The sequence below is a fragment of the Pararhizobium sp. genome (assembly GCF_965279435.1).
Classification (GTDB): domain Bacteria; phylum Pseudomonadota; class Alphaproteobacteria; order Rhizobiales; family Rhizobiaceae; genus Pararhizobium.
The window spans coordinates 394,784-420,515 of sequence record NZ_CBDIHY010000002.1; the positions used below are offsets into that span (position 1 = coordinate 394,784).

Sequence of the window (25,732 nt, forward strand, 5' to 3'; positions counted from 1 at the left end):
CACCCCATGCGAAATTGGCATACCCATTTTGATTGAATGACTTATGATCGTTTTCTCGGGCAAACAGGATCGGGGGAGCAGGGTATGGAGATCAAGTGGCTGGAGGATTTCGTGACGCTTGCCGATACGTCCAGCTTTTCGCGGGCTGCGGAGTTTCGCAATGTCACGCAGCCGGCCTTTAGCCGGAGGATCAAGCAGCTGGAAAGCTGGCTGGGCGCAACGCTGATCAGCCGCGCCACCATGCCGGCCGAACTCACGCCAGCAGGCCGTAATTTCCTTCCGGTCGCACAGGAAGCAATCCGCACCTTCTATGCGGCGCGTGAGACGTTGCGCCCGTCACACGAACCAGGCCTCATCCGCTTTGCCGCGCTGCATACGCTGACTGTCACCTTCTTTCCGGGCTGGGTGAAGGCGCTGGAAGACGCGGGCAGTGCGTTCAGCACCTCGCTCATTCCTGACCGCGGCGGCATCGAGGCCAACCTCGACGCGCTCGTCAACGACGAGGCGGATTTCTTCCTGACCTATGCCCATCCGGAAGTGCCGTTTCACCTCGACCGCGGTCAGTTTGCTTCGCTTACCGTTGCCCATGATCGACTGATCCCGCTGGTGTCGCCCGAGATCGTGCTGTCAGGCAATCCACAGCCGGGCCGCAACCTCATCGACCGCGCTGTCGCGCAGCCGCGGCTGGCCATCCCGTGTCTCAGCTATGGTTTCAATTCCTTCTTCGGTGTTGCCCTGTCGCGCCTATGGCTACGCCGCCCGCCCTTCCGGCGCCGCACGACACACGAAAACACAATCAGTGCAGGACAAATGAATATGGCCGTAACGGGCGCGGGCGTGTGCTGGCTGCCGGAAAGCCTGGCGCGCGACGAAATGGAAGCGGGCCGCCTGGTGCCCGCATCAGTGGACGATGGCTGGAACCTCGACCTCGAAATCCGGCTCTACCGCCATGCCGCGAGCCGCAACAGGAAGGTCGAAGAACTCTGGCACACGGCGGGGCAACTTTTGGAGCACGCCCCGGCCTGATCAGACCTTGATGAAGAGCAGCGCCCGCAGGATTTCGGCAAAATCCTTGTGTTCGAAGGCGACGGCACGAGGTCCGTGTGCGCGAGCGCCGGGATACCAGGCGGCCCGATAGGCGTCGGTCGGATTGTTGAATTCGATCACCACCTCGTAATGCTCTGCCTTTACGGGTAACGCCTGGGCAAAATCACCGGAGAGCGCCAAGGCCACACCTTCGCGGATCATGCGCCGCGACCAGGCTGGCGAGATGGACGTCGAGGCGCGCCCCCGCCCGTCCAGCGTGCCCACGGCCGCAAGCCCCGGCACCATGGCGCGTGCCTCCGCACAGATGCCTTCATCGCCAGCAAGAAAGACGGAAGGCACGCCGTAGCCGGCCGCGCACAGCGTATTCACAGTGAACTCGGACGCCACCTCGCCATTGAGCAGCAGCCGCGAAATACGCATGTTGGACGTATGGGCGAGCGGATTGGCCTCGCTGCCTGCCTCGGAGTGGTAGCCGGTATAGACGGCTGCAGCAAAGCTCTCGTCGAGCCCGAACATCATGGAGTCCGGATGGCCGGACCAGCCGCGCACGATCCGTGCATAATCAGGCAACCGGTCTAGGATGAGATTGCGGCCGCTGTCATGGGCGTCCTTGATGACAACTTCCGTCGCACCGGCAGCACGCGCGCCTTCGCAGGCCGCAACCACTTCCGCGGTCATCAAGGTCCGGAATTCGGCCCAGTCCGGATGCGTGCGTTCCGCCTCGTCCCAATGGGCAATGCCGGCAGTTCCTTCGATATCGGCGGAAATAAAGACTTTCATGGTGTGGGGTTCTCCTTCAACCAGTCGGCAAGAGCGGGATAAACCCGGCCGTTGCGGGCCGGAATGGCGGGAGCCATGCAGAGCGCGTTCAATACGGCCTCCTGCGTTGTCTCGGCGGCGGCGCGGAACGCGATGTCGATATGATCATCGGCAAGCCGCTCCTGCGTGGCGAACGGTGTTGAGGGGGCATGCTCGACCGGATCGGCGGTGGTGAAGCAGAGGACGACATCACCGCTGCCATGCCCCCAGAAGGCGCCGAGCCGCGCAAGACCTGCACCGCCGCGCCGCGCGACCCGTTGCAACTGTCGATCGGAAAGCGGCAGGTCTGTTGCCATCACGATGATGACCGAGCCACGCTCTGGATTGGCCGGCGCACGCGGATCGGGACGGCGGCCGTCTGGCAGGACGAGATCACCCGCTGCGCCGAAATTGGCGAGCACCAGCGTGCCGAGCGTGAAATCGCGCTTGCCGATCCGCATCAGCCGCGAGGCCGTACCGATACCGGCCTTGAACCCGAAGGCGGTCATGCCCGAACCAGCACCGGCGGCGCCCTGTTCCACTGCCCCCGTGCTGGCAGCCTCGATCGCCGCGTCTGCATCGGCGGATGTTACCGCCATCGCCTGGATATCATTGATGCTGCCGTCATTGCATTCGCAGACCAGCGCGTTGACCGTCGAGGTTTTCCGTCCGATGGCCGGATTGGCGGCGATGGCGCGGCGGATCAGCGCTTCTGTGCAGGCGGCGACGCCGAACGTGTTGGTGAGCAGGATTGGTGTCTCGATCGTGCCGAGTTCGGCAACCTGCATCAGGCCGGCCGATTTGCCAAAACCGTTGATGACCTCGACCGCCGCGCGTGGCTTGACGCGGAAAATGTCGCCCGTGTGGGGCAGGATGGCTGTCACGCCCGTGAAAATCCCCTCGCCGCGCAAGGAGCGATGACCAACCGAAACGCCGGCGACGTCGGTAATGGCATTGCCCGGCCCCGGCTCCAATCTCCCCTGCGGGATCAGTCCCAGTTCGCGTGCCGTCTTCATGTCAACCCTCCTGCCATCCACGCCGCTTCTAGACCGGAACGGCGGTTGCTTCCAGATAAAGAGCCTGGAGTTTTCGGGTCATCGGACCGGGTTCGCCGTTGCCAATCACCCGGTCGCCAATGCGCACGACCGGCATGACCAGGCTTGAGGCAGAAGTCTGGAAGGCTTCCGCAGAACCTTGCGCCTCTTCGGGCGTGAAGGTGCGCTCCTCGATCTGCAGTCCCTCTGTGGCACAGAGCCGTGCAAGGGCACGCTGTGTACAGCCTGGCAATGTCGCCTGCGACGCGGCGCGGGTCAGAATGCGCCCGTCGGCGGTGATAACATGAGCCGTTGATGAGGCCCCTTCCGTCACAAATCCATCCTCCACCATCCAGACATCGTCGAAACTGCGGCCACGCGCCGCCTGCTTCGCCATGACCTGACCAAGCAGCATCGTCGTCTTGATGTCCCGCCGTTGCCAGCGCGGATCAGCGACCAGATCGACGGCAATGCCGTGTTGCTGCGCCTTCGTCCCGGTCAACGTTTTCGCCTGCGTAAAGCCGACAAGGCACGGCGCCAGCGCATCGGAATAGAAAAAATCGCGATCCGCCTCACCGCGCGAGACCTGCAGATAGACAGTGCCATCCTGCAAGACGTTGCGCGCAATCAGTTCCGCCTGGACATTGGCAATTTCCGCACGGGAGAAAGCCAGCGGAATAGCGAGCTCCTTCAGCGAACGTTCCAGACGGTCGAGATGCAGATCGTTATCGATCATCCGCCCGCCGATCACCGCCGTCACCTCGTAAACGGCATCGCCGAACAGGAAGCCGCGATCGAAAAGCCCGATGCGGGCCTCTTCCTCCGGTACGAATTGACCGTGCACATAGACGATCCTGCCCATCTGTTCCTCTTGCTGCGTCAGTAATCTTGGTGCAGAATATAGAAGCGATTTGCGGTGGCTGACCAATTCAATTTGGGCAGCATCTCATGCAAAATTGGCCTAGGGCTTTATGTTTCAACAGGTTGGCGCCATCAAGCACAGCGGGCGTAGCTGATCGCCCGTGCCAGCCAGCAGCCAAGCGTCAGCCCGGCGATATGGCCCTCGTCATCGCGGATGACTTGCAACGTCCAATCTCCTGGCGCGGGCGCGTCCATGGAGCGGCGCGTCACAATGATCCAGAGATCTGGCCCCACAAGCTTGATGATTTCAGGCCGTCCGATACCCAAAAAGCCTTCTGGCGTCAGATAAGCGGCGCCGTCCCGGCATTCGATAACGACATCGGCCTCGAGTTCCGTCGAGCGATAGCGCGCTGCAATCGCCGTATCCAGAACCGATGTCACGACGGGTACCGGCATCAGCCTCTCGGCAAAGTTCTCCTGCGGGCGCTGCATCAGGAGATCCGTACCCTCTAGGTCAACAGTAACGTCCATGGAGGCAAGGTTTCCTTCCGGCGTTTCCGACAGGGCCTCGACCGACGTACCGAAGCGGAGGTTCACTGTGTCGTATCCCGGTTCAAGTCGCGCAAGCAGGCCGGTCTCGCGACTGATCCATTGTCCTGCATAGCGTTTGCGAAGCGGCTGCGATAAAGGATGCGGCAGGCCGAGCGCGGCACGCAGCACCCGGTGGGCCGCTGCATGCGCATCGCCGTGGTGGTTGAACATGACCACGACAGAAAGCCGCGCTTGCGTCGAGCAAATCCGGTAGGCCCGGAAACCGCGCAAGGCGCCGCCGTGGCCGGTAAAAGCAAAATCACCGACCTGCGAATGCTTCAGGCCAAAACCGTAGGCGGCAGCTGTGCCATCTCGGAAGCTTTGAGGCTCGGCGATCTGTTGATAGAGGCTTCCGGGGTCCCCGCGCGTGGCATCGATCCAGCATTCATAGGCTAGCATGTCGTCCAGGGAGGCGGAAATACCGGCGTCTCCCCGCCAATAGATGCCGTTTTCCGCCGGCAGATAGCCTGTGTCATCATTTCCCTCATAGCCGATCACACCATCTTCCGGCTGGCGGGTATCGGCTGTCAGCGTAACCCCCGCCATCCCCGCCGGTTGCCAGACATGCCGTGCATAAAGCGTTTCGAGGGTCTCCCCCGAAACCTCTTCTGTCAGATCGGCGATCAGCCGGAAATTCCCGTTGCTGTAGGAATAACGGGTGCCCGGCGCGAAATGGCCGGTGCGGGTGGGCGCGAGGACCGACACCGCATCCGCCCGGGAGAATGTTTGCTCAGCCTTTGCACCGTGCAACACGGTCAACGCCCAATAGTCGCGCAGGCCGGACTGGTTGTTGCAAAGGTCGCGCACGCGCGGCAACGGCCCTTCGAAATTCGGCAGATGTGCCGCAAGCCGTGCATCCAGACGCTCCGGCGGCCCGCAAGCCGCCAACATGGCGGCGCAGGTAAACTGCTTCGAGATCGAGCAAATAGGCAGCCGTGTCCCAGCGGTCATCTGACGCTGCGTATCGAGGTTGGAAAATCCCCAGATACGGCAGGCGATGATACGGCCTTCGCTGACGACACCGACCACCCCACCCGGCCCCTGAAACTGAACAGGAACCATATCCAATTCCGCTTGGAGTTGCTTGCCGTTGACCATGCCTACCTAACTTTCATCTGCCACGAGGCGACCCAATTGGACTCGCCTTGATTCGAACGCCGGGATACTGGTGCAAGGTCGATGCTATCGCAACTGAGTGCATCCCGCTTCGATAGCGCCGAGATTGCTTTATCCGGTCTCCGCTTCCGCGTGTCGATCGATACGCTTGGCTGGCCGTCCCTGTGCCCGGCCGTGTTTGATTCCAAGATGTCGCGTGCCGTCATGGCGGCGGCTGCTTTCGTGGCCGTGTTCGGTTTCAATAGCACTCGGCGTAACGGTTCTGATCGATGTGACGGAAGCCTACTTGTGGGGCATCACCGCAGTCGCAGCACTCGGTAGGGTGGTCCTAGCGGTTCAAGCTGCATGGCATCCCCGTGGGTGTCGTCGGCCTCAATCAGGCAAGTTCGGCGCTGATCGCTAACCTGAGTCGAAGGGGGGAATCGAGCGGCATTATTCGAAAAGTGGGGATGAGAGTATCAAGGCATCTTTTTCAGCCGTGATCGCCGTCTCGCCCAGCCTTAGCCAAAATCGCACGGGCGCGCGACAGAACCGGTGCATCGACCATTTTGCCTTCGAAGGCAAAGGCACCACGGTTTTCTGCCGCTGCATTATTCGCTTCGGCCAGCACGCGCCTTGCCCAATCGCATTCCGCCTCGGTGGGCGAAAAGCCCGCGTTCAGAAACATAATGGCGGACGGGTGGATGCAGGTTGCGCCGTCGAATCCGAAGGACTTGGCTTCAGTGATTGCCGTCTTCATGGCGCCGCTATCGGTGTAATCTGCGATGCTGCGGAGAAGGCCGAAGGAGAGTTTGCCATGCGCCTTGGCCGCCATATGGACCAGGAGTTTGGGCAGCCGCAGAACATCCGGGCTCGGCTCGGCGCCCATCAGCATGGCAAAATCCTCACTGCCAAGTGCCAGCCCAAGCACACGGGGATGCGCTGCCACCGTCCGCGCGTCAAACACCGCACCCGGATCTTCGATGAGGCCGATAAATGGCATCGGCTCGCGGCCCGCTTCATGTTCCAGCGGTGCAAGATGGGCAGCGATCCGGGCAAGGCCCTCAACGGTTTTCACTTTTGGAACAACAAGCCCGTAGGCTCCGGCCCTGCAAGCTGCCGCCGCATCATCGAACTGCAGATCGGGTTCGGAATTGATCCGCACGAAAATCGCTGCGCCCGATTGCCCAGCTTTGCGGACGGATTCGGCCAGCGCTTCGCGGGCGCTGGGCTTGCTTGCCGCAGGGACAGAATCTTCGAGGTCGAGGATGATCGCATCGGCGCCGCGCTGATGCGCTTTATCGATAAACCGGTCGAGATGGGCCGGGACGTAAAGCAGCGAGCGCAATGTCATTGGGCAGTTCCAGCAAGGATTGCAGCTATGGCTTCAGGGGAAACGCCTGCTTCCGCCAGCACTTCCGTCGTGTGTTCGCCAAGTGCCGGAGCCGGGCGCCGGAAACCTCCGGGGGTCGCCGACATGCGCGGGACGATGTTGTGCATCGGCAGCACGCCGTGGTCCTCGTCGTCCAGCGAAACGATCACCTCACGCTCGGTAAAATGCGTATCGACGGCTGCATCGGCGATACTGTAGATCGGGCCGACAGTCGCGCCGCTGTCGCGCATGATCGCCAGTGCTTCGTCGTGCGACCGAACTGAAAACCAGGCGCCGATGGCTTCGTCGACCAGATCCCGATGTTTCAGCCGTTCGCTATTGGTGGAGAAGCGTGGATCTTCATTCATGTCCGCGCGGCCGATAATCTCGAAAATGCGCCGGGCAACAGCCGGCGTCGAGCCGGAAAGCGCCACATATTGACCATCGGCGCAGCGATAAACATTGCGCGGGCATGCGGTGTTGGAGGCGCTGCCGGTGCGTTCCTTGACCTTGCCGGTCAATGCGTAAATGCCCGCCTCGGGGCCGAGCACGGAAAAGATCGGTTCCAGCAGCGACAGATCGATTACCTGGCCGCGTGCTTTGCCCTGCTGCCGGGCGAACAGTGCCGTGACGGTAGCCGACATGCCGTAGATGCCGGCGATCATATCCGCAAGCGCCAGCGGTGGCAGAACCGGTTCGCGGTCTGGAAAGCCGGTGCGATACGCATAGCCGCTCATGCCTTCGACGATGGTGCCGAAGCCCGGAAATTCGGCATAAGGACCTGTCTGGCCGAAGCCTGAGATGCGAACGACGACGAGATCGGGATTGCGCGCGAGCAGTGCGTCCGGACCAAAGCCCATCTGTTCCAGCGTCCCAGGCCGATAGTTTTCGATCAGCACATCGGCACCGTCGATCAGCGTCCAGAACGCCTCGCGATCCGCCGTTTCGCGCAGGTTGAGCACCACGGAGCGCTTGTTGCGGCCATAGGTCTTCCAGAACAGTGACAGGCCCTCTTCCTTCCACTCGCGCAGGGGATCGCCGACCGGAGGCTCGATCTTGACGACATCGGCACCGAAATCGGCGAGTTGCAGCGACAGCATGTTCCCGGCCACAAGCCTCGAAAGATCGAGCACCTTGATACCTTCCAGCGGGCCTTCAGCAGTTGGATCCCAATGCTTGCGCGAATAACCGGTCATTGGATGCGTTCGCCGGACGCTTCATCGAACAGGAGTACATTGCCGGGGTCGATGCCGATCTTGACTTGCGCACCCGGCAACAGCGGCGGGTCGTCGCCCAGCACCATGGTGATGTCGGCCGCAGCCAGCCGGAGCGTGACTTCCTGCGTATCGCCGGTTGGCTCGACCAGTGCGATCTCGGCGCCGATGCCGTCGTCGCTGAGGCGGATATGCTGCGGGCGGATGCCGTAGGTAACTCTACGCCCCTGAGCCAGATTAAGGCCGGGCGGCAGCGGCAGCGCGGTGCCATCGGCAAGCCGCAGCATCGCGCCGTCGATCTCGCCTTTCAGAAGGTTGATTTCCGGCGAACCGATGAACCCGGCAACGAAAAGGTTGCACGGATTTTTATAGAGCTCCAGCGGCGGCCCCATCTGCTCAATCTTGCCGCCGTTCAGCACGACGATCGTGTCAGCCATGGTCATGGCTTCGGTCTGGTCGTGGGTGACGTAGATCGTCGTCTTGCCGAGACGCTGGTGCAGCTTCTTGATCTCGCCACGCATCTTGACGCGCAGCTTGGCGTCGAGATTGGACAGCGGCTCGTCGAATAGAAAGGCGCGCGGATCACGCACGATGGCACGCCCCATGGCAACGCGCTGGCGCTGTCCACCGGAAAGCTCGCGCGGCAGACGGCTAAGAAGATGCTCAAGGCCGAGGATTTCGGCAGCGTCGTTGACGCGCCGGCTGATCTCCGCCTTGGAGACGCCAGCAAGTTTGAGCGCAAAACTCATATTGTCGGCGACCTTCATATGCGGGTAGAGCGCATAACTCTGGAACACCATTGCAAGGTCGCGTTCCTTTGCCGGCATGTCGTTGACGATCTTGCCGCCGATGGTGATCTCGCCGGCGCTGATATCCTCCAGCCCGGCAATCATCCGTAACAGCGTGGACTTGCCGCAGCCCGACGGGCCAACCAGCACCACGAACTCGCCGCTGCTCATGTCCAGCGAGATATCGTTCAGCACAGACAGGCTGCCGTAACTCTTGCCGACGTTCCTGAGTTCGATCTCAGACATGCATGTTCCTCCCAGTTGATCCGCCAAGGTTGCCATCGCCCGCTCTTCTCAGTGTTGAGAAGGGCGGGCACGGCTTACTCAGACGGCTTCGACGATCTCGACCGTGCCCACGCTCATGCGCCCCAGCGCACCAAGACGAAGGCCAGCCATGCCATAGATGTACCGATCGTCTTTTGCCTCGATCAGCGTCTTGCCATCTACCGTGAACGACAAGGCATCGCCTTGGACCGAGAACGCGAACGCATAGTTGCGGCCGAATTCACGCTTGAATGGCGCCCGAGCCAGAACCGTGGTGCCGAAATCTTCCTTCAGGATCACCACATCATCGCCATCGAACCCGGCGGCATAGAACTGGCTGGTGCCCTGAACGCGGGCGGTGACCAGATGTGATGTCCCTGCCAGCGGCTGGATATCGGCCAGAATGGTAATGGCGCGGGCATAATAGTGCCCCGTCCAGATGTCGGCATCGCTGGCCGTATGGGCGTGGATGCGGCCATTCTGCAGGGTCCAGTGGCCACGGTTCCAGGTGAAGCGCGAAATCGCCCCCCATTCCTGCACTTCGGTTTTCGGGTCGATCACCGTGTGCCCGGCACCCTCGACCTTGAAATCGGCAAGGAACAGGCGTCCAAGGAATTTCAGACGGCCGAAATATTCCACCTGGATGCCGATTTCATCGATGGCTTCCAGACCGTCCGGGACGGTGAACGCATAGTCCTGCCAGCCCTGATGATCCGGCACATGCCAGCCGCCGATTTCCTCGATCGTTCCGGACATGGCGCGGCGAACATAAGGAACGACGCGCAGGTTGCCGTCGCCGTTCCATGGATCGAGCAGCAGCTTGAACGAGACGTTCTGCCCCGCATCGACCAGCGGCGTGAACATCGGACGATAACGCTCATCGTCAAAATCCTCGCGGCGATAGAACGGTTTCCAGAAGATGCGGCCGCCATGCCCGCGCTCGAGCCGGTCGAGCTGGATTTCCAGCGAGCCGCGCGAACCTTCGACATGTCTTTCTGTCGACGCCTTGACGCTGATCTGGTTGAAGCCCGCGGTGCGGAAGGCATGGGTGGAGCCGGGCAGATCGAAGTCGAAGCGGACGCCACGGCGGGTGAAGTCTTCAAGCCAGAGGGCCGGAACCTCATCGCCGCGCAGCTGCAGCGCCAGCACCGTCAGTTCGCGCGCAAACGACGGAATATCGACGATGTTGATCGAGCCGACGACGCCGGATGCGATGACGAAATCGTTGATCGGCGTCCGGTATCGATCCCAACCCGGCTGCACGCCCTGGAACGTGCCGACGATGGCACCGGCATTGCCGGCATTGCAGTCGGTATCCCAGCCGGCCATCGTGGCGATCTCGGCGGTGCGCGGCAGATCGCCCTCGCCGTACAGGATTGCCATCACGGTGACGCCCGCATTCGGGATGATGTGGCAGACGCCGGGATAGCGGTCATAGCCCCATTCGGCCGCCAGCATGTCGCGGCAGGCGCGCCAGTTGCCGGGATGGGCCTTGTGGAAGTCGATCACCGCCTGGGCGACGCGGGCATAGGTGGATTTTGCTGATATCGTCGCCATGGCAGTGGCGACGATATCAGCGATCGACGTTGCTTCAAACGCCGCCGCAATCGCGGCAGCGCAGAAGCGAGCGCCATTCAAACCCTCGCCGTCATGGGCGACGCTTGCGGCACGAGCGGAGGCGTCGGCAGCTTTCTGCGGCTCGCCCGGATGCACCCAGCCCCAGCTGTCGATGAAGATCTGTCCGCCGATCTGCTCGGCGACCGATGCGCCGTTCTGGGCGATCGAGCCGGACTGCGGTGCGGGGATCCCGGCACGCAGGTTGCGATAGGCCGTATGTTCGGTGGATACGCCGAAGCCGCCCCACCAGTACATGCCATGTTCCTCGGCTGCATAGTTTACCCAGGTACGGCCGACATCGGCAGCACTGGCCTTCAGGCCGTAGTCGCGCAAGGCGCGGATGAAGTAGACCGGACCGTTGGTATCATCATCGGCAGCGAAATTCTTGAAGTCGCGCAGATATTGGGTGACTTCGCCGTAGGTCTTCTGGATGCGTTCATAGCTCCAGATCGTCGGTTCGACCGGCGCGCCGAGACGAACGCCAATCGCCTTGCCGATAAACCCGGCATAGATCTTCTCGTAAATCATCTCTTTGGTCAGCTTTGACATCATGCGTCTTTCTTTGCAGTTCTAATTCAGGAGAGCAGCGCGGCTTACGGCGCGGCTGTTGGCAGCAGCCTGGTCGGCTGCGAGGATGGCTTTGACGGTTTCGGTAAACGCATCGGCCGATGCGATGAGGTCGAGCCGGTTTGCCGCGTCGAGCAATTGGCAATCGGCCTTGCCGATAACCTCTTCGCCATGCATGGCGCCGAGGATGGCGCCGGCCATCACGCCGATCGAGTCTGTATCGCGGCCGGAATTGATCCCGTCTTCGATCGATCGGCGGAAATCGCCGTCATTGACGAGGCAGAAGCCCAGCGCCAGCGGCAGCTCCTCGATCGAACCCAGGCGGTTTGGCTGATAGGCACCGGTCAACCGGCCAGCCTTGGCGGGCGTGTGGTTGACGTCGTCGCCCATTGGGGAATAGGGCGCGATGATCCGGTGGAACTCGGCAACAACGGTTGAATGGTCCGCACCCTGTGCCTTGAGCTGACGGGCACTCTGCGCGATATCGGCGATAGCGTTGCGGGTGCCGTCCTTTGCCAGCGCCAGCACCGTTTCGACCACCGCCTCGATCGTCGTACCTGGAACGAAGGCCGCCGCGACTGCAGCCGCAAACACGCCTGCCGCTTCGAGGCCATAGCTTTCCTGGTGACCAGAGGCAAAGGCGATCGCCTCATCATAGGCTGCCTTCGGATCGCAGGCATTGACCACTCCGATCGGCGCCACGTACATGGCTGCGCCGCAGTTCACCATATTGCCGATGCCGCCCTGCCGGGGATCGCAGGAGGTCAGCTGGTGACGCTGGAAAATCCATTTTTCCGGATAGAACAGCCGCTCGATCAGCATCGCCTCACGCTGCAGTTCCGGCACGTAGCGCGGGATCCAGGCGATCTGGCGCACCATGCCATCGGCCATGTCCCAGGCGTCCAGATGCCTGCCGACCTCGGCATAGATATCCATCAGGCAAAGTGTCATCAGCGTATCGTCGGTGACGATGCCGTTGCCGCGCACCCTGCCGTTGCGCGCCGTGTCGTCGAGCGACATCTTGTGCCATTGCGTGTCGAGCGACGAAACCCGCCCATACCGCGCCGCGATATCGGCCACCGGCAGTTTTTCGACCGGAGCCCCCATGGCGTCGCCTAACGCGACGCCATGGATGAGCGCGCGGACTCTCCCCTTGAGAGAGAGCCCGGAAGCACTATTTTTTTGCATCGAGAACAGTCCTTGCATACTCGTTGAGACGTGTGCCGCCGGCGGCTTCCCATTCGGCAACATATTGATCCCACTGATCCATTGTCGCCGCGCCGGAGATGAACTTGAAGACCCAGGAGCGGTAGACGTTTTCGGTGGCATCGAGGTCGGCGGCATAATCGGCAGGCCATACGAATGTGTTGTCCGGCTTAAAATCCTTCTGGATCGTCGCCAGCGACTGCTGGGCGGCCTCCGATTGCCAGACCACCGACGGCGTCCAGTTTGCCGCTACCATAAAGCGCGCATACCAGGTGGCGATCTTGTCGGTCACCTTGTAGGTGTCGCCCTCCTTGGTGAATTCCTGGCCTTCAAAGCCCAGCCGGTCGAACATCTGACCCTCTGGGCTTGCCATGAAGTCCAGAAGCTTCATCACTTCGGCCTTGTGTTCTGAGGTCGTCGAGATGGCAAAGCCACGCGATTCCTTGGAGACGTCGACGGCAGACAGACCCTGGCCGCCCGGTCCCTTCGGCGGTGCCAGCAGAACGAGTTCGGTGCCCGGATGAACCTGCCGCATCTTGCCGCCGTAGATATCGATGACTTCACCGGAGGAACCGAAGATCACGCCGGCCTTGCCGGTGTAGAACTTGTCTTCCTTCACATCGAACTTGGTGGTGATGTATTCCGGATCATAGAGCCCCTGTTCGCGCAGCGAGGCATAGAAGGCTATCTTGTCCTTCTCCTGGCTGGTGATCCGGGCGCTGACCCATTCCCCGGCCGCGTTCTTCATCCAGGTGCCGGTGATCCCGAATGCCTGGTTGAAAATCGAATCCAGCTCGTTGGTGTTGTCAGCCGTGGTCACGCCGTAGGTATCGGCGACGCCGTTGCCGTCGAGATCGCCGTCCTTGATCGCCTTGAACAGCGTCACGTAGTCTTCGACGGTTTCAGGCGCCTTGAGGCCGGTCTTTTCCAGCCAATCCTTGCGGATCACCGGCTGCGGGCCACGAACCGGATAGACGTAAAGAAGGTATGGGTAGTTTTTCAGGCGCTCGACATTGTGCGGCCAAAACGCATCCTTGAGATAGGTCGTCCCGGCGATCATCGGCCCCAGATCTTCAAGCACGCCCTGCTCGACCATCTTGGCATCGCCACCCTGGAAATAGATCAGGTCCGGGATATCGCCCGACAACAGCATGACTGAAAGCTTGTCGGCATAACCAGACGACGGCAGGTCGACGAGTTCGATGTCCAGATCGGTGCCCTGCGCCTTCAGCGCTTCCTCAATGCGCTTGATGTGCTTGACATCGTCCGGATTGGTCGGGCCGAAATCCTTGGACACGATCCGGATCTTGATCGGTTCGGCCATGGCAGGCACGGTGATGCCAAGGCACAGCGCCAGGGCGGTCGAGGTCGTCAGGACCAATTTTCTAAGCATTTCGTCTCCTCCGTTAGATTTGCTTTTTTGGTTATTGCGTCGTCACGATCAGCCCTTGAGCGCGCCGCTCATGGTGCCTTTGGTGAAGAATTTCAGGATCAGCGGGTAGATCGCCAGGATCGGAGCGATGGTCAAAAGGATCATGCCAGCCTTGAGCGCCCGCAGGTTGAGCTGGCCCGCACCGGTATTGTTGTTGGCGCTGTCTGCGCCAACGATCGCGACCTTGTCGCCATCGATGACGAACTGGCGCAGCACCACCTGCAGCGGCCATTTCCCCTGGTCGTTGAGATAGATCATCGCCCGGAAGAACTCGTTCCAGTGGAAGACCAGATAGAACAGCGAGATCGTTGCCAGCGCCGGCTTGGCGAGCGGGAGTACCAGGTGCCAGAAAACCTGGAAGGGATTGGCACCGTCGAGCTCCGCCGCTTCCAGAAGCTCCTTCGGGATTTCTTCGAAAAACCGGATGAGGATGATCAGATACCAGGCGTTGACCGCCTTGAAGAGGATCACCGACCAGTAGCTGTCGAGCAGCCCAAGCCGCTTGTTGACGAAGTAATCCGGAATGATGCCGGGCTCGAAGACGATGGTGACGAGCACCAGGATGAACAATGCCTTGCGCCCCGGCAGGTTCGGCCGCGAAAGCCCCCAGGCCATCAGTGCCGTGCCGACAACGCCGATCAGGGTGCTGACGCCGGTAATGAAGATCGAGTTGATGATGCCCCGCTGAACATTGGGATGCTGCAGCAGGACGCTCCACACCTCGAACGACAAACCGTCCGGCAGGATGGCCAGCCCGCTCATGCCCGGTACCTTGCCCGGCGCCGACAGCGAGACTGCCAGAAGGTTGAGGATCGGCTGAACGGTCACGACGACCAGCAGCAGCAGTGTTGAAACGATGATCGCGTATTCGATGCGTTCGATCGGGGTCTTGCGCGACAGGGCCATTACCAGACTCCCTTTCCGGTCAGGCGTTTGGAGATGAAATGCGCGATGACGATCATCATCGTCCCGAGCACCGCCTTGAACAGGCCGGCCGCCGTCGCCAACGAGTATTCGCCAGTCTGCAGGCCGATCCGGTAGACATAGGTATCGACGATATCGATCTTGCTGCGCACCACGTCGTTGGACAGGTTGATGACCTGATTGAGGTCGGCATTGAGGAACATCCCAGCATTGAGGATGAACAGGGTGGCAATCGTCGGAACGATGCCCGGCAGCGTGACGTGCCAGATCTTCTGCCAGCGGTTGGCACCATCGACCTCGGCCGCATCATAGAGTTGCTGGTCGATGGCAATGATCGCAGCCAGATACAGCAGGCTGTCCCATCCAGCCGAGCGCCAGATTTCCGTGAATACCAGCACCCAGCGAATGGCGCCGGTGTCGGTCATGAAGGACCGCGGCGCAATGCCGGCCATGCCAAGCAGATTGTTGACCGCACCATCCGTCGGCGACAAGGCGGCAATGAAGATGCCTGCGATGACCACCCAGGAGAGGAAATGCGGCAGGTAGATCGCCGACTGGATGAACTTGCGCAGCGAGCCGCCGCGCACCTCGTTGAGCAACAGCGCCACGACGATCGGGACCGGCAGGAAGAATACCATCTTCATGGTCGAGATGATCAGCGTGTTGGCCAGCACCTGCCAGAACACCGAAGACGAGAACAGCACCTGGAAATGCTTGAGCCCGACCCAGACATTCGGCGGCACGATACGGACCTGCTCGAAGGCGATGCGGGTTTCCCAGATCGGCAGGTAATGGAACACCAGAAAGAACAGGATACCCGGTGCCATCATGACGTAATACGGCCACCAGCGGCGCCAGCCATCGGCGAATGCAGACGTCCGTCCCGGCTTCCTGCGGATCGTATTTATGGGAACGTTCCCAATTCTGGGTGAAGTCAACGCGTGTCGGCGGTCAGTCATGAATTATCCCCTCCCCGCCGCGGCGGTCCGCCTGGGCTGGTGTAACGACAGGTCGGCCAGCGAGCCACGCTCGATCAACCGGCACGGCATGAAAACGCGGCCATGTTCGGGACGGCCGGCGATTTCGTCAAACAGGCAATCGACCGCGCGCATCCCGATCTCGCGGCCGGGCTTGGCGACGGTGGTCAGTCCCGGCCAAGAAAACGCACCAGCCGGAACACCGTCAAACCCGAGGATCGAGACATCCTCCGGGCAACTCAGCCCTGCCTCGCGCACGGCGACCATGGCACCGAGCGCCATCATGTCGTTGGCAGCAAACACCGCCAGATGCCCGGCGCGGTCTCGCGCCAGCAGCCGCTTCATCGCCGCATGCCCGCCTTCGACGGTATATTCTCCATCTTCCATTGGCAGGGCTGCGGGGTCGATATCCCGCTCGACACAATGCTCATGGAACGTCCGAAGGAAGCGCGCCCGCGCGATACGCGACTTGGGTCCGAGGATGAGTGCCGGCGCATGGTGCCCCTTGGAAACAAGGTGATCCATGCCGATCCGTACCGCCTGGGCGATATCAGAGCCGACGCTGGAGGTGGCGGGAAAACGCTCGGCGCTGGAGCCGATCAGCACGAAAGGCAGCCCGAACCGGTCGAGATCGTCAAAATTATCCGCGACCGGATTGATGATCGCACCATCGACGCGCGCCTGCCGCAGCGCGCGCAGATGACTGGCCTCGCGGCCGTGATCCCAATCGGAGGAAAACACCAGGAGCGACATGCCATTCTCTGCGGCGCGATCCTGCGCACCACGGGCAACATCCGCCCAAAACGGGTTGGTAATGTCAGGAATGACGAGACCGAGCAGCCCGGTCCGTCCAGACCGCATGCCGACCGCAAGATCGTTGCGTTCGTAGCCTACGGCCCTTGCGGCATCCAGCACGCGCTCGCGCGCCTCGTCCGTCACATTGGAGGCACCCGACAATGCGCGACCAGCCGTGCTCTTCGACACACCCGCCTTTTGCGCAACATCAATAATGGTCGGCCGCCGCCTCTGCATCCAAACACACCCTCCTCAGCATGGTTTCGTGGGAACGTTACCACGAGGCTCCATCGAAGGACAAGGGGCAATTTCTAGAAAACACAGCAAGACTGCCGCCGTCGGCATTGACGGCCTTAGTCGCAGCAAGGATCACGAGGTGAATGGCTGCGTTGACGGACCCGCCCACTCGGGCTCGGGCGAGACACCTCGGGTACGGCTCGGCAAAGCGAAGAGATTGCCGGATCGCAGCGAAATCTCTTTCTTTTTCGCTCTAAGCGCTGTCTCTTTAACCGCACATTTACCATGATGAGCGTCACTGGTGGAACAGCACTTTCCGCGCCGCACAATAGCCCCATCCCGGCTTTCAAAGCGTTGCAGTTGCTCTTGAAGGGATTGGCATATGAAAACGGACAAAGGAATTACGCTCGCCGTCATCGCATTCACGATCGTCGCAATGTTCACGTTGAATGTTGCGATGGCCCATTATGGCACGCCGGCCATCAATGATGGCGTGTCCGGCGAAATCACGTCTTCTATACCAAAATAATCGGCCGCTTTTGACGGCTGGCCGCTATTATCGACCCAGATGTGAACCCCAGGGAACTTTTTGCCGATCCGACCTGTTCTGCCGCTGAGGAGAACTGCGATGGACGACAGTAGCTTGGCCTTTGGACTGATACGGCTGCAGAACGGTGTTTTGGGGCCGCTAACCTGTTACCCACGGAGCGTACCTCGAACCTGCGGCCCAATCTCATCCATGACGGCAACGATCGGCGATAACGGTGACAAGCCATGACCGCGCGAGATGTTTTGCTGCTCTTGGTCACGGCGTTCTTCCTGACCGGTCTGCTGCTCATACACAATGCGTTCTATCGACCTGTTTCAACCAGTGCCATCGAGCCGCCTGCTACGGCCACCGGTGAAACACAGCCCTATAGTTGAGGTGTATTCCGGCTCTTTGGAACTTTGAGCACGCATGCCGCGTTTTGCCACTCGGAGGAGAGACAAATGGCCAGCGTAACGTGGATCATAGCACTCGTGGCAGCGATCACAGTCTGTGGCATAGCAATAGCCTACGGTATTCTCAGTCAACGGCGGTTCAACTCGAAAATGAGCCCCACGCAGCAGGACAGGCTCGATGAGATGTCCTGGCGCGAAAATCTGCTCGACCAGTGAGGCTGCTGGCCCTATTGGGCTGTCATCGTTATACACTCGACATCACATGGCCGGGAGCGATCGCCTTGCCAGCAGACTGCTCGGCCGCCCAGCCGGATCATTTTCCTGAAGGCGCCTCACCGCAAACTCCTGCGCCTCCTGCAGTTCTGCGAGGGCGCCGTCATAATCAAGATGAAGCACTTTGCCGCTTTCGACCACGGGCCGGCCATCCACATAGACCGCTGCAATGGCACGTTCTGCTGCGCAGTGAAGCAGGTTGCGCAAGGGGTCATAGACCGGCTGCATACCCGCATGTTTCAGATCGACCAACAGGAAATCTGCCTTGGCACCCCGTGCTATCCGGCCGATATCGCGCCGGCCAAGCGCGCGCGCTCCGGCAAGCGTTGCTGCCTCAAACACGTCGGCCGTACCGACGTCGAAGACAGAGCCCCCGGCAACGCGCGAGCAGATCATAGCCTGGCGCATTTCTTCCAGCATGTTGAACGGATAACTGTCGGTTCCCAGCGCCACATTGACGCCGTTGCGGCGATAGCGTCCGAGTGATTGCAGCACCATGCCGCTGCGCGAGAAAGTGACGGGGCAATGCGCCACCGTAGTCCGCCGCTCGGCGAGCAGGCCAAGATCGATATCGGTCCGTTGCCGCGTCCAGGAATGACCATCGACAAAGATGCAATGCCCGATGATCAGGTCTTCGCCTAGAACGCCCAGCTCTTCGAGATACCGGACAGCCGTCAGGCCCGTCCGGCGCATCAGCTCCTCATGCTCGGCCATCGTCTGCGCCGCATGCACGGTGATCGGCACGTTCCGTCCGCGTGCCGCCTCAGCCGCTGCCTGCAAGAGTTCGGCGGAACATGTCTCGACCTGCGAAGGAGAAACGATACCGCCCAGCCTGCCGGACGGATGCGCGCGTGCAGCATCGACTACCTCGAGTGCCTGGGCGAACGCCTCGTAACCCCTGCCCTTGTCCCAGGTGAGATCGAGGCGTCGGCTGTCTTCGACATGCCATGCGGCTTCCCGGAAGCCGGGAGCGACATAGGCGCGTGCGCCGCTCCTTGCCAAAGTTGGCAGCCAGCTGTCATGCGGACCGGCAATATCGACAAGGGTGGTAACGCCGCTACGCATCAGATCGCCGAGCATCACCGTCAACGAAGCCTCGACAGCGCTGTCGCTGATCTCGATCAGGTTGGAATATTCATAGAGGGCATTGCCCCAGAGCGCTGCGGTGCCTTCATCTTCGAACAAGCCCTTTGAGATCGGCTCTTCTCCGGAATGGCAATGCACGTTGACGAAACCCGGCAGCACCATCCTGTCCTTGCCGGGTATTTCACGCACGAATGCACCGTCATACCGGCCGCCGACATGGATGAAGCCGCTGGCGTCAAAGGCGATGTCTCCGTCGGAAAGATAGGCATGCCCCTGGCGGTTTTCGTCGTAGCCGACGATCGTACTGGCGTTGCGGATGACATGAATATCGTTAGCCATGGGTGACCCTGAAATGCTGTTCGAGGAAGCGGCTGTACAGGCCCATCAGGGCGCTGAAGGTGAAATAGACGGCAGCGGCAAAGACATAGCCTTCGAGAACGGCAATGCCCTGCCACTCGGGATCCCGCAGGGCCGAGCGCACGGTATCGAGAAAATCAAGTAGGCCGACGATGGTAACCAGTGTCGTATCCTGGAAAAAGCCGATGAAAAGCCCGACCATCGGCGGGATGACTTTCTTCAGGGCCTGCGGCAGGACGATCTTGCGCATCACCTGCCAATAGGACAGTCCGAGAGACTGGCCTGCTTCGAACTGGCCTTCGGGAACATCCTGCAGGCCGCCGCGAACGATTTCGGCGATATAGGCAGCGGCAAAGATGATGATGGCGACCTGCGCGCGCAGGAGCTTGTCGATGGTCACGCCCTCCGGCATGAACAGCGGCAGCATCACCGTCGCCATGAACAGGATGCTGATCAAGGGAACACCACGAACGATTTCGATGAAGCCGACGGCAAGAACGCGGATGGCCGGCAGGCTTGAGGCGCGGGCAAGTGCCAGCCCGATGCCGAGCGGCAGGGCGCAGACGAGCCCGATGAAGGACAGCATGAACGACAGCGGCAACCCGCCCCAGCTCGATGTCGCAACCGGCGACAGTCCGAAGACCCCGCCCGCCATCAGGACATAAAGAACCGGCAGGACTACAAGCAGCCACGCATAGAGCAATATCCGGCTCCAGAAGCGCGGCATCATCGAGATCAGGCAACTGGCCAGAAAAAGCACCAGCGCCAGAAGCGGCCGCCATTGCTCCTCGAATGGATAGAAGCCGAAGATCATGTACCGGAGTTTTTCGGCAAGAAACGGCCAGCAGGCGCCACCGCTTGCCTTGCAGGCTAAACCATCGCCGGAAAAGACGGCATTCACCACCAGCCAGCCAAACGCCAGCTTGCCAAGGAAAAAGATCGCAACCATCGAGACAAGGCTGATCATGGAATTCAGCGGCGTGCCGAAATAGGTCTTGACCCATCCGGAACGCCGCACGGGCGGCTTGGCAGCGCCGACCGGTAATGGCAGAGCTTGAATTTCGGCCATCAACGCTCCTTCAGCGCGACACGCGCGTTGTACCAGTTCATCGTCAGCGAAATGACGATCGACAGGCTCAAATAGACGCCCATGAAAATGGCGATGGTTTCGATCGCCTGCCCCGTCTGGTTCATAACGGTGTTGGACACCATCACCAGATCCGGATAACCGATGGCGATCGCCAGGGAACTGTTCTTGAAGACGGTCAGGTATGTGTTGGTCAAAGGTGGAATGATCAGGCGCAGGGCCTGTGGCAGCACGACCAGCCGCATCACCCGCGAACGATGCAGCCCAAGCGCTGCGGCGGCCTCCCATTGTCCCGGCCCTATGGCCTGGATGCCGGCACGGACGATTTCGGCCACACTGGCGGACACGCTGAGAAGAAGTCCGAACAGCAGGGCGACAAATTCAGGACGTACATGCAGGCCACCGGTCAACCGGAACCTGCCGGCCTGCGGAATATCCCAACCGAAGGACACAAGGCCGAACATCCAAACAAGAAGCGGCGGCAGCAGCAGCGCCAGCCATGCAATGACTGTGCCGTGGTTGGACTTTCCGGTCGCCAGCCGCCATTGCTGGCTGATGCGCCGGATGAGGATCGCAGCGGCAAGACCGGCGCAGATAAACAGGGCGTAGATCGCAGCGCCGTTTTCCACGAACACGGCCGGAAGAACAAGCCCACTATTGGAAAGGTAGACCCCCGGCAGGATGTTGAGCGCCTGCTTGACCGGCGGAAACACCATGATGATCAGCGAATACCAGAGAAAGAGATAGAGCAGCAGCGGGACGTTTCGCAGCACCTCGACATACGCAAGCGCCAAACGCGCCAGCAGCGGATTGCGCGACATGCGCGCCACGCCGACGAAGAGCCCCAGAACCGTTCCGAGGACCGCCGCCAGCAGCGAAACCTTGACGGTATTAACGATGCCGACAAGGATCGCCCGGGCAATGCTGTCGGTCGGCTGATAGGTGATTGCCGTTTCACTGATGACGAAACCGGCCTGACGGGCCAGAAAGCCGAAGCCGGTGGCAATATTCTGTTTTGCGAGATTGTCGCTCGCTGTCGCAAACATCGTCCACGCAACAGCGACAACCAGACCGATCGCGCCGATCTGATAGCAGAACGCGCGGAAACGCATATCATTCAGGAAGCTCATGAAAACTCGCCGCTTTTTTGCCGAACGGGAGAAAGCTCGCGCGCTTCATGCGCGCGAGCGATGTACTCAACGGAACGGCGGTGCGTAGACCAGGCCACCGGCATTCCACTGCGCGTTCGGACCGCGCGTCAGTCCAAGCCGGGTTTTCTCACCCAGATTGCGCTCGAAGACCTCGCCATAATTGCCGACAGCCTTGATGACGTTGTAGCCCCACTTGTTGTCAAGGCCGAGCATCGCGCCGAGTTCGTCGGTGACGCCGAGCATGCGCTGGATGTCCGGATCCTGGCTTTTCAGCATCTCGTCGACATTGGCCTGGGTAATGCCTTTTTCCTCGGCCGCCATCAGCATCCAGACCGACCAGGACATGACATCGCGCCAGTTGGAATCGTTCTGGCGAACGGCCGGTGCGAGCGGCTCCTTGGAGATCGTTTCCGGCAGAACGATGTAGTCGTCCGGGTTGTTGGCGACTGCGCGGATCGACGCGAGGTCAGAGCGGTCGGAGGAAATCGCCTCGCAACGGCCGGCGAAGAAAGCAGCCCGGTTTTCATCGGGGCTTTCAAACACCACCAGTTCGAACTTGCCGCCAATCGTGCGGAAAAAGTCGCTGAGGTTCTGCGCAGTGGTCGTGCCGGGCAACGTGCAGACCGCAGCGTCCGTCAATTCCTTGGCGCTGGAAACGCCAAGCGACTTGGCGACCATCAGGCCCTGGCCATCATAAAACACGGTCGGACCAAAATCGAGGCCGAGCGAAGCTTCGCGCGAAAAGGTCTGCGTCGTCTGGCGTGACAGCATGTCAATTTCGCCGGATTGCAGAGCCTGGAAGCGGGTATTGATATTGGTCGGAACAAACTCGATCTTGTCGCCATCGCCAAACACCGCGGCAGCCACCGAGCGGCAGACGTCGGCATCAAAGCCCTGCATCCGGCCCTTGTCGTCCGGTGCGGCAAATCCTGGTGTGGCGAGCGATACACCGCATACCAGCTTGCCACGGGCCTTTACGGTATCGAGCGTTCCCGCCTGCGCGACGCTGGCCGCCAGAAGTGCCGTGGCCGCGGCGCAGATCGTCAGAAATCCTTGTTTCATAGTCCCCTCCCTGATGGTTTCCTTGCTGCTGTCAATCAATGAAGACTTCCGCCCTCCAGCAGAATTTCATAATCGGCGATCCTCCCGATCGCAAATATTGTGTACAATATTGAAAATCATTTGGCAACAAAATCGAATACAAGAAATGCCGGGATTTCCGTACGCCGGAAAGGGATTTCACCGAGACTTCAGTAAACTCGCCGCATTGCAGCGGGTGCGATGGCATTCTGTCGCGATATTTCGTCACGCTTCGGCGCACTTACGCCTCAGAAAACCCAAGGCTATGTAGCGCGAAAAGCCAAAACTAGGTGTTAAGCCCGATACTGAATTAAAATAGTATACAATATGGAGGCGACTTCTCTCGCTGCTGCTAAGCGTCGATAAAGCCTTTACGCTTCAGGCTGAGGCCCAAGGTTGCAGCTCGGGCAAACATCAGCACCATCATCGCCATCCACAGTCCATGATTGCCAAAGAACCGCTGCAACACATAGGCGGATACGAGGAAGATGACCGTCGAGATGAACATGCTGTTGCGCAATTCGCGCGTGCGCATCGCCCCGATGAAGACCCCATCGAGCATGTAGCTGGTCACCGAGACGAGCGGCAGCACGATCAGATAGGGAAGGAACGCGACCGCGACGATACGGACATCTTCCTGGTTGGTCAGAAGTGCGATGATCGACGGACCGGCAAACGCATAACAAAGCGAAAACAGCAGTGCGACCAATCCAGACCATAGGAAGGCGGCTTTGATCACGCGGGCAAGCGCCTCTTTGCGACGCGCGCCGATGACGGAACCGACCAGGGTTTCGGTGGCATGGGCAAATCCGTCGAGCCCGTAGGAGGTGATGCCATGGAGATTGAGCAGAATGGCGTTGGCGGCCAGAATTGCGTCGCCTTCTGCAGCCCCGCTGCGGGCAAACCAGCCGAAGCAGATCAACAGAAACAGGCTGCGCAGAAAGATATCGCGGTTGACTGCGATCAACCGCTGGAACGCCAGCCTGTCCAACAGGTCACGTATAGCCAGTGCCGGACGTGCGCCAAAAGGCTTGACGATAATAAGGCCGGCGATCAAGGCAATCCATTCCGCCAGCGCGGTGCCAGCGCCGATGCCGGCGACACCCCAGTCGAAAACGAAGACCAAGGTCAGCGTTGCAACAAGATTGATGACGTTCAGGGCAACCTGCACGGCGAGTGAAATCATCACCCGCTGGCGGCCCAGGAGGTAACCGAGCAGGACGAAATTTCCAAGAGTAGCAGGCGCTGACCAGATGCGGGCGAACGCATAAGCCGAGGCACTTTCATAGACCGCTTCGCTACCGCCGAGAAATCCCAAACCAAGTTCGATAATCGGCTTTTGCAGGATGATGATGATCGCCCCGCCGGCAGCGGCAATCAGCAGCGCTCTGAGCAGGTGCAGGCGCATCAGCGCGCTATCGTTGGCACCCCAGGCCTGAGAGACCAGACCTGTCGTTGCCATCCGCAGGAAGCTGAAACTCCAGAACAGGAAATTGAACAGCACGCCGGCGAGTGCGACGCCGCCGAGATAGGAGGAGCCCGGGAGATGCCCCGCCACCATCGTATCGACCAGAGACAAGATCGGCTGGGCCAGATTGGCCAGAATGATCGGGAGCGCCAAGGTCACCATCCGGCGGTTCCAGTTTTCCCCTAACTCTGCAGGCGGTACAGCACTCATCATTCAACCTGCCCCGACGGGGAGGGTTTCTCACCAGATTGAACTGACATTCCGATCTCCCCGCCGCTCGTTGGTTTTAAGTTAGCCCTGCCTGCACGCCCTCACCCGTCCTACCAGTCCAAGACGACTTTTCCGGAATTGCCGGAGCGCATGGCCTCGAAGCCGTCGCGGAAGTCGTCGATGCCGATGCGGTGGGTGATGATCGGGGAGAGGTCGAGGCCGCCTTGCACAAAGGCGATCATCTTGTACCAGGTCTCGAACATCTCGCGGCCATAGATGCCCTTGAGGTTGAGCATCTTGAAGACCACCTTGTTCCAGTCGATCTCAAAGCCGGTCGGTGCGATGCCGAGAATGGCGATCTTGCCGCCATTGTTCATCTTGTCGATCATGTCGCGGAAGGCAGGAGCAGCCCCCGACATTTCCAGCCCGACATCAAACCCCTCGGTCATGCCGATGCGCTTCATCACATCGGCGAGGTTTTCCTTCGACGCATCGACGACATAATCGATGCCCATCTTCTCGGCCAAGGCCAACCGCACCGGATTGATATCGGTGATGACAACTTTTCTGGCACCGGAGCGTTTGGCAACCATCGCCCCCATGATGCCGATCGGGCCGGCGCCGGTGACCAGCACATCCTCGCCGACGACATCGAAGGAGAGGGCTGTGTGCACGGCATTGCCGAACGGATCGAAGATGGCGGCGACCTCGTCCGGAACCTCGTCGGGGATAGAGACAACATTGTATTCCGGAATGCAGACATATTCGGCAAACGAGCCCGGACGATGCACGCCGACGCCGAGCGTGTTGCGGCACAGATGCCCCCGGCCCGCCCGGCAGTTGCGGCATTTTCCGCAAACGATATGGCCCTCGCCCGACACCCGTTCGCCGACATGATACCGGGTGACGGCCGAGCCGACCTGCGCAATGACGCCAACAAACTCGTGGCCGACCACCATCGGCACCGGAATGGTCTTTTGCGCCCACTGGTCCCAGTTCCAGATGTGCACGTCGGTGCCGCAGATGGCGGATTTCTTCACCTTGATCAGCACGTCATTGGGGCCGGGCTCCGGCACCGGCACATGCTCCATCCACAGGCCGATTTCAGCTTTGGATTTGACGAGCGCCTTCATCATGTTTGTCATGTCTTATGTCCTCATTGGTTTGCCGCAGCTGCGGTTCCCCCTCACCAACTTCGGCCAAGCGATCGGCTTTGCCTCTCGCGGCCTTCGTATCCTCTCCCGCAAGGGGAGAGGTAA

At 60.6% G+C, this 25,732-nt stretch carries 23 protein-coding genes; 4 read left to right on the top strand and 19 right to left on the bottom strand.

Features of this window, described 5'->3' with window-relative positions; all coding sequences use genetic code 11:
- Nucleotides 1–84: 84 nt before the first annotated feature.
- A complete protein-coding gene (locus tag ACQY8Q_RS03385; RefSeq protein ID WP_428424641.1) occupies nucleotides 85–1,026 on the top strand; it encodes a LysR family transcriptional regulator in 942 nt (313 codons plus the stop codon).
- Here the strand turns inward: ACQY8Q_RS03385 and ACQY8Q_RS03390 are convergent, their stop codons facing one another.
- The 13 genes from ACQY8Q_RS03390 to ACQY8Q_RS03450 form a co-directional block, all read right to left on the bottom strand.
- Nucleotides 1,027–1,827 (bottom strand): M55 family metallopeptidase, encoded by an 801-nt coding sequence (locus ACQY8Q_RS03390; RefSeq protein WP_428424643.1) that lies wholly within the window; start codon nucleotides 1,825–1,827, stop codon nucleotides 1,027–1,029.
- Entirely contained in the window at nucleotides 1,824–2,861 is a 1,038-nt protein-coding gene (locus tag ACQY8Q_RS03395) for a P1 family peptidase (protein WP_428424645.1), read from the bottom strand. The genes ACQY8Q_RS03390 and ACQY8Q_RS03395 overlap by 4 nt, the downstream gene beginning before the upstream one ends.
- 28 nt (nucleotides 2,862–2,889) lie before the next feature.
- The gene (locus ACQY8Q_RS03400) at nucleotides 2,890–3,741 is read right to left on the bottom strand and encodes a D-amino-acid transaminase (protein ID WP_428424647.1); all 852 of its coding nucleotides are present in this window, start codon (nucleotides 3,739–3,741) and stop codon (nucleotides 2,890–2,892) included.
- 131 nt (nucleotides 3,742–3,872) lie between these two features.
- Nucleotides 3,873–5,429, bottom strand: a complete 1,557-nt coding sequence (locus tag ACQY8Q_RS03405; RefSeq protein ID WP_428424649.1) for a D-aminopeptidase — start codon at nucleotides 5,427–5,429, stop codon at nucleotides 3,873–3,875.
- Nucleotides 5,430–5,919: 490 nt separating this feature from the next.
- Nucleotides 5,920–6,780, bottom strand: coding sequence for an HpcH/HpaI aldolase/citrate lyase family protein (locus tag ACQY8Q_RS03410; RefSeq protein WP_428424651.1), 861 nt, complete (start codon nucleotides 6,778–6,780; stop codon nucleotides 5,920–5,922).
- Entirely contained in the window at nucleotides 6,777–7,994 is a 1,218-nt protein-coding gene (locus tag ACQY8Q_RS03415; protein WP_428424653.1) for a CaiB/BaiF CoA transferase family protein, read from the bottom strand. Before ACQY8Q_RS03415 ends, ACQY8Q_RS03410 begins: the two co-directional genes overlap by 4 nt.
- Complete coding sequence (locus ACQY8Q_RS03420) at nucleotides 7,991–9,046, bottom strand: ABC transporter ATP-binding protein (protein WP_428424655.1); 1,056 nt, start codon at nucleotides 9,044–9,046, stop codon at nucleotides 7,991–7,993. The genes ACQY8Q_RS03415 and ACQY8Q_RS03420 overlap by 4 nt, the downstream gene beginning before the upstream one ends.
- A gap of 78 nt (nucleotides 9,047–9,124) precedes the next feature.
- Entirely contained in the window at nucleotides 9,125–11,233 is a 2,109-nt protein-coding gene (locus ACQY8Q_RS03425) for an ADP-ribosylglycohydrolase family protein (protein ID WP_428424657.1), read from the bottom strand.
- An 18-nt stretch (nucleotides 11,234–11,251) separates the two neighbouring features.
- Nucleotides 11,252–12,436: an ADP-ribosylglycohydrolase family protein gene (locus ACQY8Q_RS03430; RefSeq protein ID WP_428424659.1), complete on the bottom strand. Its 1,185-nt coding sequence runs from the start codon at nucleotides 12,434–12,436 to the stop codon at nucleotides 11,252–11,254.
- On the bottom strand, nucleotides 12,423–13,847 hold the full coding sequence (locus ACQY8Q_RS03435; protein WP_428424661.1) for an extracellular solute-binding protein: 1,425 nt from the start codon (nucleotides 13,845–13,847) through the stop codon (nucleotides 12,423–12,425). Before ACQY8Q_RS03435 ends, ACQY8Q_RS03430 begins: the two co-directional genes overlap by 14 nt.
- Nucleotides 13,848–13,895: 48 nt before the next feature.
- A complete protein-coding gene (locus ACQY8Q_RS03440) occupies nucleotides 13,896–14,792 on the bottom strand; it encodes a carbohydrate ABC transporter permease (protein WP_428424663.1) in 897 nt (298 codons plus the stop codon).
- Nucleotides 14,792–15,769 carry an ABC transporter permease gene (locus tag ACQY8Q_RS03445; RefSeq protein ID WP_428424665.1) on the bottom strand — a complete coding sequence of 326 codons (978 nt, stop codon included), beginning with the start codon at nucleotides 15,767–15,769 and terminating at the stop codon, nucleotides 14,792–14,794. The genes ACQY8Q_RS03440 and ACQY8Q_RS03445 overlap by 1 nt, the downstream gene beginning before the upstream one ends.
- A gap of 3 nt (nucleotides 15,770–15,772) precedes the next feature.
- Nucleotides 15,773–16,819 (bottom strand): LacI family DNA-binding transcriptional regulator, encoded by a 1,047-nt coding sequence (locus ACQY8Q_RS03450; protein WP_428424667.1) that lies wholly within the window; start codon nucleotides 16,817–16,819, stop codon nucleotides 15,773–15,775.
- A gap of 382 nt (nucleotides 16,820–17,201) precedes the next feature.
- On the opposite strand from ACQY8Q_RS03450, the gene ACQY8Q_RS03455 reads away from it, so the two are divergent.
- From ACQY8Q_RS03455 to ACQY8Q_RS03465, 3 genes are all read left to right on the top strand, one after another.
- Entirely contained in the window at nucleotides 17,202–17,348 is a 147-nt protein-coding gene (locus ACQY8Q_RS03455) for a hypothetical protein (RefSeq protein ID WP_428424669.1), read from the top strand.
- Between the two features lie 245 nt (nucleotides 17,349–17,593).
- Nucleotides 17,594–17,743 carry a hypothetical protein gene (locus ACQY8Q_RS03460; RefSeq protein WP_428424671.1) on the top strand — a complete coding sequence of 50 codons (150 nt, stop codon included), beginning with the start codon at nucleotides 17,594–17,596 and terminating at the stop codon, nucleotides 17,741–17,743.
- Between the two features lie 66 nt (nucleotides 17,744–17,809).
- A complete protein-coding gene (locus ACQY8Q_RS03465; RefSeq protein ID WP_428424673.1) occupies nucleotides 17,810–17,977 on the top strand; it encodes a hypothetical protein in 168 nt (55 codons plus the stop codon).
- Nucleotides 17,978–18,019: 42 nt separating this feature from the next.
- Here ACQY8Q_RS03465 and ACQY8Q_RS03470 read toward each other — a convergent pair whose 3' ends face one another.
- The 6 genes from ACQY8Q_RS03470 to tdh all read right to left on the bottom strand — a co-directional run bounded on the left by ACQY8Q_RS03470 (nucleotide 18,020) and on the right by tdh (nucleotide 25,618).
- The gene (locus ACQY8Q_RS03470) at nucleotides 18,020–19,459 is read right to left on the bottom strand and encodes an amidohydrolase family protein (RefSeq protein WP_428424675.1); all 1,440 of its coding nucleotides are present in this window, start codon (nucleotides 19,457–19,459) and stop codon (nucleotides 18,020–18,022) included.
- Nucleotides 19,452–20,546, bottom strand: coding sequence for an amino acid ABC transporter permease (locus tag ACQY8Q_RS03475; protein WP_428424677.1), 1,095 nt, complete (start codon nucleotides 20,544–20,546; stop codon nucleotides 19,452–19,454). The genes ACQY8Q_RS03470 and ACQY8Q_RS03475 overlap by 8 nt, the downstream gene beginning before the upstream one ends.
- Nucleotides 20,546–21,694: an amino acid ABC transporter permease gene (locus tag ACQY8Q_RS03480; RefSeq protein ID WP_428424679.1), complete on the bottom strand. Its 1,149-nt coding sequence runs from the start codon at nucleotides 21,692–21,694 to the stop codon at nucleotides 20,546–20,548. The genes ACQY8Q_RS03475 and ACQY8Q_RS03480 overlap by 1 nt, the downstream gene beginning before the upstream one ends.
- Before the next feature lie 66 nt (nucleotides 21,695–21,760).
- Nucleotides 21,761–22,777: an amino acid ABC transporter substrate-binding protein gene (locus tag ACQY8Q_RS03485; protein ID WP_428424681.1), complete on the bottom strand. Its 1,017-nt coding sequence runs from the start codon at nucleotides 22,775–22,777 to the stop codon at nucleotides 21,761–21,763.
- 370 nt (nucleotides 22,778–23,147) lie between these two features.
- The gene (locus tag ACQY8Q_RS03490) at nucleotides 23,148–24,425 is read right to left on the bottom strand and encodes an MATE family efflux transporter (protein WP_428424683.1); all 1,278 of its coding nucleotides are present in this window, start codon (nucleotides 24,423–24,425) and stop codon (nucleotides 23,148–23,150) included.
- A gap of 158 nt (nucleotides 24,426–24,583) precedes the next feature.
- A complete protein-coding gene (gene tdh / locus ACQY8Q_RS03495; protein ID WP_428424685.1) occupies nucleotides 24,584–25,618 on the bottom strand; it encodes an L-threonine 3-dehydrogenase in 1,035 nt (344 codons plus the stop codon).
- Nucleotides 25,619–25,732 lie beyond the last annotated feature (114 nt).

Bases quoted from the DNA above. Each gene is read 5' to 3' on its own strand.
- ACQY8Q_RS03415 (WP_428424653.1), bottom strand. From the start codon at position 7,994: ATGACCGGTTATTCGCGCAAGCATTGGGATCCAACTGCTGAAGGCCCG.
- ACQY8Q_RS03430 (WP_428424659.1), bottom strand. From the start codon at position 12,436: ATGCAAAAAAATAGTGCTTCCGGGCTCTCTCTCAAGGGGAGAGTCCGC.
- ACQY8Q_RS03435 (WP_428424661.1), bottom strand. From the start codon at position 13,847: ATGCTTAGAAAATTGGTCCTGACGACCTCGACCGCCCTGGCGCTGTGC.
- ACQY8Q_RS03440 (WP_428424663.1), bottom strand. From the start codon at position 14,792: ATGGCCCTGTCGCGCAAGACCCCGATCGAACGCATCGAATACGCGATC.
- ACQY8Q_RS03465 (WP_428424673.1), top strand. From the start codon at position 17,810: ATGGCCAGCGTAACGTGGATCATAGCACTCGTGGCAGCGATCACAGTC.
- ACQY8Q_RS03475 (WP_428424677.1), bottom strand. From the start codon at position 20,546: ATGGCCGAAATTCAAGCTCTGCCATTACCGGTCGGCGCTGCCAAGCCG.
- ACQY8Q_RS03400 (WP_428424647.1), bottom strand. From the start codon at position 3,741: ATGGGCAGGATCGTCTATGTGCACGGTCAATTCGTACCGGAGGAAGAG.
- ACQY8Q_RS03490 (WP_428424683.1), bottom strand. From the start codon at position 24,425: ATGGTGACCTTGGCGCTCCCGATCATTCTGGCCAATCTGGCCCAGCCG.
- ACQY8Q_RS03470 (WP_428424675.1), bottom strand. From the start codon at position 19,459: ATGGCTAACGATATTCATGTCATCCGCAACGCCAGTACGATCGTCGGC.
- ACQY8Q_RS03410 (WP_428424651.1), bottom strand. From the start codon at position 6,780: ATGACATTGCGCTCGCTGCTTTACGTCCCGGCCCATCTCGACCGGTTT.
- ACQY8Q_RS03395 (WP_428424645.1), bottom strand. From the start codon at position 2,861: ATGAAGACGGCACGCGAACTGGGACTGATCCCGCAGGGGAGATTGGAG.
- ACQY8Q_RS03420 (WP_428424655.1), bottom strand. From the start codon at position 9,046: ATGTCTGAGATCGAACTCAGGAACGTCGGCAAGAGTTACGGCAGCCTG.
- ACQY8Q_RS03450 (WP_428424667.1), bottom strand. From the start codon at position 16,819: ATGCAGAGGCGGCGGCCGACCATTATTGATGTTGCGCAAAAGGCGGGT.
- ACQY8Q_RS03480 (WP_428424679.1), bottom strand. From the start codon at position 21,694: ATGAGCTTCCTGAATGATATGCGTTTCCGCGCGTTCTGCTATCAGATC.
- ACQY8Q_RS03425 (WP_428424657.1), bottom strand. From the start codon at position 11,233: ATGATGTCAAAGCTGACCAAAGAGATGATTTACGAGAAGATCTATGCC.
- ACQY8Q_RS03445 (WP_428424665.1), bottom strand. From the start codon at position 15,769: ATGACTGACCGCCGACACGCGTTGACTTCACCCAGAATTGGGAACGTT.
- ACQY8Q_RS03460 (WP_428424671.1), top strand. From the start codon at position 17,594: ATGACCGCGCGAGATGTTTTGCTGCTCTTGGTCACGGCGTTCTTCCTG.
- ACQY8Q_RS03405 (WP_428424649.1), bottom strand. From the start codon at position 5,429: ATGGTCAACGGCAAGCAACTCCAAGCGGAATTGGATATGGTTCCTGTT.
- tdh (WP_428424685.1), bottom strand. From the start codon at position 25,618: ATGACAAACATGATGAAGGCGCTCGTCAAATCCAAAGCTGAAATCGGC.
- ACQY8Q_RS03385 (WP_428424641.1), top strand. From the start codon at position 85: ATGGAGATCAAGTGGCTGGAGGATTTCGTGACGCTTGCCGATACGTCC.
- ACQY8Q_RS03485 (WP_428424681.1), bottom strand. From the start codon at position 22,777: ATGAAACAAGGATTTCTGACGATCTGCGCCGCGGCCACGGCACTTCTG.
- ACQY8Q_RS03390 (WP_428424643.1), bottom strand. From the start codon at position 1,827: ATGAAAGTCTTTATTTCCGCCGATATCGAAGGAACTGCCGGCATTGCC.
- ACQY8Q_RS03455 (WP_428424669.1), top strand. From the start codon at position 17,202: ATGAAAACGGACAAAGGAATTACGCTCGCCGTCATCGCATTCACGATC.